The organism is Prevotella sp. RM4, from assembly GCF_000701965.1.
GTDB lineage: Bacteria > Bacteroidota > Bacteroidia > Bacteroidales > Bacteroidaceae > Prevotella > Prevotella ruminicola.
The window spans coordinates 40,166-50,069 of sequence record NZ_JNKG01000003.1 but is presented as its reverse complement, the minus strand read 5'-3'; the positions used below and the strand labels follow the sequence as shown (position 1 = coordinate 50,069).

Genomic DNA, 9,904 nt, shown 5'->3' with positions numbered 1-9,904 from the left:
AAACTTTAATGTCTCTTTCTTTGTCATAATGGTTAATCTTTAAAAGGTTATTACTCAATGGTCAATGGTTAATGGTCAATGGAATAGGGTGGGGCCTAAGCCCCAGCCCTTAGTCTCCGATAGGCTCGTGGCTTCCACCACCGCTATTGCCACCGCCGCTATTTCCGCCGCCTCCGGTGTTTCCACCGGTATTGCCGCCCTGGCTTCTACCACCGCCGTTGGTGGTCTTCTCACCATCGCCGCTCAGCAGACTCTCGGCATTCACAAACTCGGCCTTCTTCAGGAACTCACGACTTGAGATGTTCATCTCCTGCTCCTGCTCAGGCATGAATCGGATGTGGAGAGCCTTCAGGTTCTTACCCACATTAAACTCCTCCTTCTTGGGAGCACCGCCGGGCTCATTCTCCAGGGTAGTGAAGAAGGTGCCCAGACCGTCGATCTTCACTCGCTTGCTCTCCAGCAGCATCTCAACCAGACAGCTACGGAACTTCTCAAGCACACCAAATACTACATCCTGCGTGTAAACGCTACCATGCTCGCTGATGTGCTTTGCCAGCTTGCGGGTGTTCAGGGTTTCAATACTCTTGCTGTGGGCGAACCACTTGCCAAATACCTGCGACTTGTTGTTCTTGTTCTGTCGCAACTCATAAAAAATCTTTGCCATACTCTAATACTTTTTAATTTTAATGGTTAATACTAATTTTAATTACTCTCGTGTGTCTCAATCCACGTGTGCACTTTGTTTCTTTTTGACGATGCAAAGGTACAAAAAAAATCGATGCAAAAAGAGTTTTTATTCGTCTATTCTCTGATTTTTCTTGAAATGTTAAAATGTAAAGAAATAATACGATATATAAAGGGCCTTAAATATACTATTATAATAATACCACCTTACAATCTAAGAGAAAGTTCGGCAGGATTTACAGAAAACTCGTAAACTATCCACCAGATTCTGCCGTACCGCCCAAATATACCCGTTTTACAGGGTATGGCGAACGCAGGTACGCAGGTACATTTTGTAAAAATCAAGTGATACCAGCCTGTGTTATATCTCTTTATATAATTTATATATATTATAATATATATAAATTTAAATATATAATATAGATTATATCGTTTTCTTCACATGCGCAGTCCGAACACATAAAATGTACCTGCGTACCTGCGTTCGGCGTTCGGCATTACTTCAGTTTAATCACATCTTTCCAGCGTGTGGTGTAGCAGGGACTCTTTTTGAATGATATCTCAATGCATATCTCCAATATCTATGCAGATGGAGAACTCGATAAAGAGGGAACTTATAAGAAATTCTTATTAGTTCGTCAAGAGGGTAAACGCCAGGTGCGTCGAAACATCGATCACTACAATCTTGATGTGATAATAGCTCTAGGATATAAGGTGCAATCGGCCATAGCTGTTAACTCTCAAAGGGCTTGAGTTGTACAGTAAGTTGAAGTAGGTATAATTCTCAACTTCCTTGCAAGTTACACAAGTTTTCACATGAAACTTTTGGCGATTTCGCTTAATTGCATTATATTTGCAACAAAAATGATTTGTTTTATGAGAAAGGTATTTTTATTGCTATTATTGACAATTCCTTTGTTTGGTTATTGCCAAGGGGAGACAGATAAGTATTATATTTATAATATTGTATCTTTCTACGGAGATTTTACAAATGAGGAATTTAAAGTCTTTTATGATGATGGGAATGAGGTGAAACGCCTTCGTGATGAGAATGGAGAAAAAGTCAAATTCTCTACTCCAGCTGGTGCCTTGATGTATTTCTTTTCGCAAGGATGGGAAATGTATTTGAATGGTGCTACGACTCATGGAGCTTCTTCAGGAGGAACAGGCTCTACATCTACAACTTCCTATTGGATTTTACGTAAACCCTGCACGAAAGAGGAATTTGATAAAGTGGTACAAAATAGTATAAAAAAGTGATTTGAAAAGGACCGCTTATGATAGAAAACTGCCGTATGCGCTTAATTCAAATAATGAGTTAGTAAGCATCTACAGCATAAAAGAACATGGATTGGCCTGTAATTGCCGGTGTCCTAAATGTAGGAAACCACTTGAAGCAAGAATAGGTACAGGTGCTCGTGCTCGATATTTCGCTCATTCAAAGCATTCAAATTGCCATGGAGCTACTATGACAATTTTGCATATGCTTTCAGAAAAAATCATTGAGGAGAATATGTCTGTAATGGCTCCGCAATATAAATCAGTAGCTCCTCGCAAACTAGAGTTTGTGGAAGTTGAAGTCGAAAGACGTGAGGATAGAAAAGATATGCAACCTGACATTGTTGGTATCACAGCGGATGGCAAACGATGGGCAATAGAGATTAATAACACTCATGAGGTAAATGGAAGAAAGAGACAGAAAATTGTGGAATCTGGTATTACCTGCCTGGAAATTAATGTTAGTAAACAGGCAGTAGATAATCTTAAGGAATTCTTACTCTGCTCTCCTATGTGTCGTGATTGGATTAATAATCCTAATGATGAAGAATCTCTCCCTCAACCATCACCACAGGAAATTCCCGCTCAAGGGGAAAATAGACAAATGAGGTACGATTATTATTCTGGGCTTAAAGATGAGATGTACAAGTCGTTTCTAAATGACGAATACAATGATTGTCAAACACCATTAGGCTATGGAAAAAGTATATTTTCAAAGGAGACGATGGCAGCATTACGAGTTGAAATTGACGAATCAGTTATGCGCATCCCTGATAATTGTAGCAGCCTTGACGAGTATTACGTATTCATAAAGGATAAAAAGTATTTTATGTTTGACAGACAAAGGCACTTTATTATAGATGTCGTTTATAATTCTACGTGCGGTCAGCTGATAATATTTCATAAGAATAGTATTGGTGTTTCTTATCACTATGCCACCTGTGTTTATATAGACAATGATAGTAGTGTGAAAGAACAAACATTTGTCTGTAGTAGTTATGATATCCCTAATATTCGTAAAGCAAAAGAGATAGAATGGGATCAGATGATGAAACAACTTTAAGTATTATATCAGCTTTTTGAATTTTGAAAAAAGTTGCGTTGAATGTTATTTCCCCATAAAACTTTTGGCGCTTACAAATATTTGTGTTATCTTTGCAAGCATATTTAGAAAACTGAAGAATGAACAACATAGAAACCAATAATGAAGAAACAGATTTGCTTTCTCTGCGAATAAAGAAACTCGCAGAGAGTCAAATAGTAATATCAACAGGAAAAGAGTACGAAGGTTTATATGAGTTGACTAACAAATCAGCTGAGAAGTATCTGAGGGCTAACATCAGAGGCAGTTATCTTAATGTTGATACTGGCGATTTGATTAAAGTGACTCGTAAGGGTGCTGAAAAGGTTACAAGGCATGATGCTGAAAATTTGGCTCACTTGAAGTCGTTGGCTCTTATACCAGAACTAATAAGGAAATCTATATTCATAGCAGAAGATCTGAATGAGAAAAACAAAAACGAGTATGATACCTTTAGATATTACGTTGTGGGGTTGAAAATGGAGGGCATAGATTATACTGTTAAACTGGCTATTGGTGTGAAAAATGGATGTACCTATTATGACCACGCATTAACACCTATAGAAATAAATAAACTCCTCAGAAGTATTGACGAGATAAAGCGCCCGTTTGCTTCCAAGGAGTCTTCTGATGACGGAGAACAAGTCTCCGATGTACTTTCTGAGTGCAAAGATAAGAGATTAATTTCAATTTTGCAAGCAAAATAGTATTTTTTTATACTTTTCTCTATCATAATTAGGGAAATGGCTTGTTATATCAGAGATAATTTAGAAAACATGTTGAACTTATTTTTTTTGCAGAGGAGGGCAAAGAGATGATGATAACATAAGATTTTCCGTTTAATATTTGGGCGGAAAGTCTTAATGATGAAAGACGCACCGCCTTGTTATGTTTGTGGCACCTGAAAGGGAGTCTGGAAGTTTACTAAATAAATACTATCATATAAACGAAAACCAAAATGAGGAAAACAAAATGGAGCTTAAAGATGTACAAGCTCCAACTCTTAAGCACCGAGGGTACGTTGTTTGGTGGACCTGCAGGTGTAAAATTACTGAAACTGGTAGAACAAGCTATTGAAAACGACTATCGTAGAAAACGTTTTGATTTCAGAGATCCTGAAACGAACGAGAAATATACACGAAAATACTCGATAGTGCCCAAGGCGGGCGAAATAATGATAAGCGTGGGTCGTTATACAACACCTGATGACTATGCCCAGATTTGTATCCAGGTGAGCGACAGGGTTGAGTTTCCATATCTGGCTTTGCTCGACTATAAACCGGCATTCAAGGATGCACGCACACTGTTGAAGGTGGTGAAAAGAGCCTTTAACAAGATACTGGTGGAGAAGGGGGTGAAGATGGATCTTGAACCTTGGGATATGGGCTACGACGAAGCGTTGAATATGATTGCAAGGAACTGCTATGAGTCGTTTCTATATGCCAAGCATCAGGATACACTGAACCCTTTTTTAGGAATGGGCTTTGAAGAATTGGCACCCGCATGTAAGAAACTTTTGGAGCAGAAGACGAAGAAAGTAAAGAAGATAAAGAAGCTGAAGATTGAATCGGTAAAGAAGTATCGCGACTATATAATAGCCACTGATGTGGATGCCGTGATGCAGATACTGCATAAGTTTACCGACGGAAAGCTGAGTTCGCAGGCGGTGATGATGGGGCAACGAGCTCTTATAAAACTGAAAATGCTGAACGAACCCATACCGTACCAAGTGTTTGTTGATGAATTCGGTAGTGGGAAAGGGCGTGACAGTACGTCGTATTGTACGTATCGTGGCGCTAAATATAAGAAATACGATAATGATATCGACTTCTTAAATCTCTGTCGCCAACTGGAGAAATTTGCACTCATTGCATGACTAATGAACTCGGAATTTTCAGAATTTTCGGAATTTTTCGAATTTTCAGAATTTATTTTGAGACCACTTCCGAAATTCGGAATTGGTCTCTTTTTTATGTTCAAAAACACATATATTTGCACCCGCTAAAATTAAATATATTATTAACTCTGAGGGAGGGATTAGGCCTAAGACTGAACTCATAACTCTAAAAAAGATTATGAGAAATGAACAAGAAGTTCAGTACATCTGGCATGATGGTGTAAGGATTCGCGAGGATCAGTTGGTAAACATGGCTATGGGTGCAGGTAGTTACGCATTAGCCGAACATTACGTGTGTTCGCTGTTGGCGCATGGATGTGCGCATGGCCTTGCGTACCTTATTAATAAGGCTAACGAGATACGTGACTTCTATCAGGTGCGCAAATACCCTGTTCCTAATATGGATGAGGATAAGGTTAGCCCATCAACCAGGTATCGTTGCAGTGTGGAAGACCTGGTACGTAAGAAGTATCGCTGTATGACGCCTGATGAGCGTTCCTGCTTGTTGCGTTCGTGTCTTGGCGAATTGCGTGCCAACTATCCCAAGCTGTTCCGATTTAAGAATCAATGGCAGGGCATCTATTTCGTGATTCACGACCGGCTGGATGCCAGCCTTACCCAATGCGACTTTATTGGTATGGCTAAGAAGTCAACACCAAGTGGCTGGCCTGCAAGGATTGCCATTAGTGGTAATGAGTTTAAGAATCTGCGTCGCGATTTTCAGATTGAGGATTACGATGAGTTGTATTACGAAATGGACTATAACCCACATAGAACACTTTGCGATACATTTTGGGAGGTAATAAAAGAGTGGATTTGTGGAAAAAATGTGGAAGATTAATCTAATTTGTGGAAAAAAAGACGGGAAAAAGTTGATATGACGGATACGCCGTTCGACGCAATTTTTTATGCCTACATTTGCATCGTCAAAAGGAAATAAACCTCCTCGCGACGATGCAAAATTAGTTTATAAATGTAGAATTAAAAAAGTGAGTAGAAATGAAAAGAAGAATGCTTTATGTAGAACACTACGCAGAGGTTGACCATGTGGTTAGCAAGGATCTGAGCGGCGACTTCGGTATTGCCCGTTGTGCTGAAAAGATTATGGCCCAGGTTGAGGACGAAGTGAGTGCAGAACTGCTGGAAATGCTGCGTTGGCAGCTGTTGGGATTCTGTAGAGAGATGCAGCGTGAGATGGCCGAAGACATTTTGTTTTTCGCACTCGGACATGTGGTACGTACCACGGGGTGCCCATCGGCTGACTATGTGCTGGACTGCTGTTATACGCTGATTGCCGTAGAACATGGTATTATGAGAGAACAAGAAGAAGATTTTGAAGATTGCTAAAATAATATACAAAATGAGAAACCTGTTTGGTATAGAGATTAAGTGCTGCTGTGCATCGTGCGAGCATAAGGTGATAGACTACGAAGGGGAGCGCACCTGCAAGCTGATGGGACTGAAAGTACAACAGACTTTTAAATGCAGCAAGTGGCAGATAAGCTACGGTATGAGCAAAGCCGGAAGTGCTCAAGGTGTAGTACGCCACATCATAACTAAAAAGATAATCATAGATTAGTAACTAACCGAGTCAAATGGGCCCAACGACTCACTAAAAACAAAAGAATTATGCGAAAATACATTGAAATGACTGATGAGGTGGTAAATCGTCTCAAGGAGGGAAAGTATGTCGAAGGGTCGATGCACTACGATGCTGAGGTGGGTAAAATTGTGTTCAGGGCGTATCAGCGCCAGGCCCGCAAGCGTTATTGTGAGGAAATATTGGGCCATACCGACTTTGGTATAGTGGCTAAAACTAAAACCCGCTACAAATGGCGTGAAACCATGCCCTCGAAACTGAGTTCGGCGCATTTGTGTAACATCATGGATCGTGAGTGCCAGATGGCCAAGGGAATTATTGCAACGCACGAGATTATAGATCGTGTTTAGCTTAACTTAAAAATTGGAATATATGGAAAAGAAACTGTATAAAGAAGTAAAGAAACTTGGATACAAGGTAATTGACTTTTATTGTCATTGGAGTTTCTATCGTCGTAAGAAAGATAAGTCGATTATGCTGACTGCCCGTAAAGGTGACCTGTTGGCACGCGACATCTTTAGACTGATAATTGGCAATGTTGAGCCAGATGCTGAAGGCCTGGTAATAGCCATGATTGGCATTATGCAGAGCTATAATTACCTGAAACTTGCGTTGCCTATGACTACTGGCAAGGAGGCACAGAAGCTGATAGAAGATTTTGATAAATTATTCTATGGTGATTCATGGCGATGGGTAAAGCACGACCACATGCAGATAGGTTATGATTTCTTTTTTGGTGGTCACAAAGTTGATGGCGACAGATTTAAAGAAACAATCGACAATATGCTTGCCCACGAAGATAGTAATAACGAATAAAAAGGAGGTTGAATGAGTTTTTGTTATCAGAAGAATTTTAGTAATCCTACTTTGCCCGTTGACGAAGCGCAGTTTTATGCGCTCGTCAGGGCAGGGAAATGGAACGAAAACATTGATAAGTTCAGAGAAACGGGCGATGCCAGTCTGAAGCGTAAACTGCCTGCGTTTATCTTCCAGGCTACGTTTGATGCAACAACATCGAAGGCTGGTAAAACAGGTGCCTGGCGCAAACAGGCTGCCACCCTGTTAACGGGACTTGTGGTAATGGATATCGATCACGTGGAAGACCCCAAAGGGGTGTTCGACAAATGGGGATTAGGCACGGATGAACACGGCTTTATAAATAAAGACGCGGCTAGGAGAATACTTTTGGTGTATATCACACCCAGCGGTAAGGGATTGAAAGTTGTGTTTAAGGCTGATGCTGCGGTAGGTAATCTCATCGACAACCAGCACCGGATGGCTGAGATCCTGGGTGTTGAGGTTGACGAAAGTTGCAAGGACGCATCACGCATGTCGTTCATCTGCAAGGAATCGGATATATTATACATTGATAAAGAACTGTTTACGTATGAGAACAAAGAATTTGCCGAGAAATACAATGCTGAGTATAGGGCTGGTCACAGTGGTGTTACTCAAACTGTTGCTGTGGCCCACCAAGATGGCCAACTGTGCGCTGACCAGAGTAGGGAGGTGGATGATCATGAAGTGGAAATAAAGTGGCGAGATTATGATATACAATGTATTATTGATAAGCGCTATAGCGCAAAGCTGCCCTGTGCAGCCGATAGTAACCGACACAACGAGAGTCTTAAACTGGCAAGCGACCTGCTGGTGCTGTTTGATGGCGACCGAAAGCTGGTGCAGCGGATACTTGAACGACAATCGTGGGTGCAGGAGATTATCGAGGAGCGCGACGAGAACGTGGCACAGACGGTGGCATCGGCAGCAGAGCGCATGGCGGACCGCGAAAAGAAGTACCTTACCCAATGTCCTTCAAAGGCTATGCAAGAGGCAATTTGCCAAGCGTGCGGCCAAACATGGAAACAGATTACGCAGGGCGAAACGACAGACACCGCCACCATAGGTGAGGAAGAGATTGAGCAATGGCTGTGGGATTGGGGCGAGAAGATTGAGGCGCTGTTCCCTTATTACCCTGCGCTGCAGGATGCCTGCAAGGGATTGAAACGCAACCAATATCCTGCTGCACTGATAGTATCAGGCGCATTGATGATGACGTTGATGACACGCTGCACGTACCGCTTCTATCATCGTCCCTCGAAGCTGCGCCGCCTGAATGCCTCGGCCCTGATAATCGGCGATCCTGCCAGTGGTAAGAGTTTCGCCACCCGCCTGTATGAGTTCCTGGCTGCGCCCATTGTGGCAGCCGATAAGGCAGGTAAGGACACCATTAATCGCTATCGAGAGGAGATGAAAACCAAGGGCGCCAATAAGGAGAAACCCAAGAAACCTAAGGTAGTGGTGCGTGTACACCCCTCGCGAACCAGTAACGCCCAGTTTATTCAGGATATGGTGAACGCTGTAGAAAACGTGGATGGCACGGATATGCAGCTGCACATGCTCACGTTTGATACGGAGTTGGATAATACCCTGAGTGTACAGAAAGGTGGTAGCTGGATTGACAAGCAGAACCTGGAGCTTAAAGCGTTTCACAACGAGGAGGACGGACAGGCTTACTCGAACATGGACTCGATTATGCAGGATTTTAACGTGACTTGGAACTACGTTTATACCGGTACGCCCATCGCCTTGAAAAAGAAGGTGAACGAACAGAACTTCGGTAGTGGATTGGCAACCCGATTAACCTGCATCCCCCTGCCCAGCACGCACTTTGAAATGATGGACTTGGATGAAGAAGTGGATGAGGACAGCGACAACCGCCTGCTTGAATGGGCCAAGAAGCTGGATAAAACCAAGGGCGAACTATCCATTAAACGCATTGTTCGAACGATGTACGACTGGACGGCACGTCGCATGGCCGATGCCAAGGACAATGAGAGCAAGGCCGATGAGATGCTGTTGAAACGTTGTGCCTACCATGGCATTAACTACTCGGCACCCTTTATCGTGATGCGCCACTGGGGCGACTTGCACCAAGAGGGTGACTACTGGTGCGGTGAGTTTGAAACGGACGAGATTGACGACCAGTTGGCTGAGTTAATCGTAAACATCCAGTTTGCCTGTCAGCGCCACTACTTTGGTTCATTAGCTGAGAAGTATTTCGACGATAAGTTGCGTGATGCATCAACCAATCGTCGCCACAACCAGAAAACAATAGAGGGTTATAACCGTTTACCTGAAGAGTTTACTGCAGCTGATGTGATGCGTTGCTTTATGCTAAACGGTCCCGATGCCGCCCGTATGCGAATAAAACGAATGCAGAAAGACGGAACTATAGTAAAGGCTGGCGAATATGTAGAAGATGGCACCACCAAGTTCAGGTATCGCAAAAAGGCCATTATGGTGTTCTGATGTTACCCCCGAACGCAGGTACGCAGGTACATTTTAAACATTAAACATTAAACAT

The 9,904-nt window shown here is 42.4% G+C and carries 11 protein-coding genes and 1 pseudogene; 11 read left to right on the top strand and 1 reads right to left on the bottom strand.

All coding sequences use genetic code 11. The features are described 5' to 3' along the window. Positions 1 to 109 precede the first annotated feature (109 nt). Positions 110 to 664, bottom strand: coding sequence for an HU family DNA-binding protein (locus T499_RS0101110; RefSeq protein ID WP_033149443.1), 555 nt, complete (start codon positions 662 to 664; stop codon positions 110 to 112). Between the two features lie 575 nt (positions 665 to 1,239). Between T499_RS0101110 and rhuM the strand changes: the two are divergent. The 11 genes and pseudogenes from rhuM to T499_RS0101050 all read left to right on the top strand — a co-directional run. Then, a pseudogene (gene rhuM, locus T499_RS0101105) lies at positions 1,240 to 1,431 on the top strand (RhuM family protein); the annotation flags it as partial. 129 nt (positions 1,432 to 1,560) lie between these two features. Continuing rightward, the gene (locus tag T499_RS0101100) at positions 1,561 to 1,944 is read left to right on the top strand and encodes a hypothetical protein (RefSeq protein WP_033149441.1); all 384 of its coding nucleotides are present in this window, start codon (positions 1,561 to 1,563) and stop codon (positions 1,942 to 1,944) included. Between the two features lies 1 nt (position 1,945). Further along, positions 1,946 to 3,025, top strand: a complete 1,080-nt coding sequence (locus T499_RS0101095) for a hypothetical protein (RefSeq protein ID WP_157054462.1) — start codon at positions 1,946 to 1,948, stop codon at positions 3,023 to 3,025. A gap of 119 nt (positions 3,026 to 3,144) precedes the next feature. Next, the gene (locus T499_RS0101090; protein ID WP_033149439.1) at positions 3,145 to 3,750 is read left to right on the top strand and encodes an LPD3 domain-containing protein; all 606 of its coding nucleotides are present in this window, start codon (positions 3,145 to 3,147) and stop codon (positions 3,748 to 3,750) included. A gap of 251 nt (positions 3,751 to 4,001) precedes the next feature. Further along, positions 4,002 to 4,919 carry a hypothetical protein gene (locus T499_RS0101085; RefSeq protein ID WP_033149438.1) on the top strand — a complete coding sequence of 306 codons (918 nt, stop codon included), beginning with the start codon at positions 4,002 to 4,004 and terminating at the stop codon, positions 4,917 to 4,919. A gap of 199 nt (positions 4,920 to 5,118) precedes the next feature. Beyond that, positions 5,119 to 5,781, top strand: coding sequence for a hypothetical protein (locus T499_RS0101075; protein ID WP_157054461.1), 663 nt, complete (start codon positions 5,119 to 5,121; stop codon positions 5,779 to 5,781). Between the two features lie 158 nt (positions 5,782 to 5,939). After that, positions 5,940 to 6,287 carry a hypothetical protein gene (locus T499_RS0101070; protein WP_157054460.1) on the top strand — a complete coding sequence of 116 codons (348 nt, stop codon included), beginning with the start codon at positions 5,940 to 5,942 and terminating at the stop codon, positions 6,285 to 6,287. A gap of 13 nt (positions 6,288 to 6,300) precedes the next feature. Then, the gene (locus T499_RS0101065) at positions 6,301 to 6,519 is read left to right on the top strand and encodes a hypothetical protein (RefSeq protein WP_033149434.1); all 219 of its coding nucleotides are present in this window, start codon (positions 6,301 to 6,303) and stop codon (positions 6,517 to 6,519) included. A 50-nt stretch (positions 6,520 to 6,569) separates the two neighbouring features. Next, entirely contained in the window at positions 6,570 to 6,890 is a 321-nt protein-coding gene (locus T499_RS0101060; RefSeq protein ID WP_157054459.1) for a hypothetical protein, read from the top strand. Positions 6,891 to 6,912: 22 nt separating this feature from the next. Further along, positions 6,913 to 7,356: a hypothetical protein gene (locus T499_RS0101055; protein WP_033149432.1), complete on the top strand. Its 444-nt coding sequence runs from the start codon at positions 6,913 to 6,915 to the stop codon at positions 7,354 to 7,356. A gap of 12 nt (positions 7,357 to 7,368) precedes the next feature. Next, a complete protein-coding gene (locus T499_RS0101050; RefSeq protein WP_084162842.1) occupies positions 7,369 to 9,849 on the top strand; it encodes a BT4734/BF3469 family protein in 2,481 nt (826 codons plus the stop codon). The last annotated feature ends 55 nt before the right edge of the window (positions 9,850 to 9,904 follow it).

Bases quoted from the DNA above. Each gene is read 5' to 3' on its own strand.
- T499_RS0101110 (WP_033149443.1), bottom strand. From the start codon at position 664: ATGGCAAAGATTTTTTATGAGTTGCGACAGAACAAGAACAACAAGTCG.
- T499_RS0101100 (WP_033149441.1), top strand. From the start codon at position 1,561: ATGAGAAAGGTATTTTTATTGCTATTATTGACAATTCCTTTGTTTGGT.
- T499_RS0101090 (WP_033149439.1), top strand. From the start codon at position 3,145: ATGAACAACATAGAAACCAATAATGAAGAAACAGATTTGCTTTCTCTG.
- T499_RS0101085 (WP_033149438.1), top strand. From the start codon at position 4,002: ATGAGGAAAACAAAATGGAGCTTAAAGATGTACAAGCTCCAACTCTTA.
- T499_RS0101075 (WP_157054461.1), top strand. From the start codon at position 5,119: ATGAGAAATGAACAAGAAGTTCAGTACATCTGGCATGATGGTGTAAGG.
- T499_RS0101070 (WP_157054460.1), top strand. From the start codon at position 5,940: ATGAAAAGAAGAATGCTTTATGTAGAACACTACGCAGAGGTTGACCAT.
- T499_RS0101065 (WP_033149434.1), top strand. From the start codon at position 6,301: ATGAGAAACCTGTTTGGTATAGAGATTAAGTGCTGCTGTGCATCGTGC.
- T499_RS0101060 (WP_157054459.1), top strand. From the start codon at position 6,570: ATGCGAAAATACATTGAAATGACTGATGAGGTGGTAAATCGTCTCAAG.
- T499_RS0101055 (WP_033149432.1), top strand. From the start codon at position 6,913: ATGGAAAAGAAACTGTATAAAGAAGTAAAGAAACTTGGATACAAGGTA.
- T499_RS0101050 (WP_084162842.1), top strand. From the start codon at position 7,369: ATGAGTTTTTGTTATCAGAAGAATTTTAGTAATCCTACTTTGCCCGTT.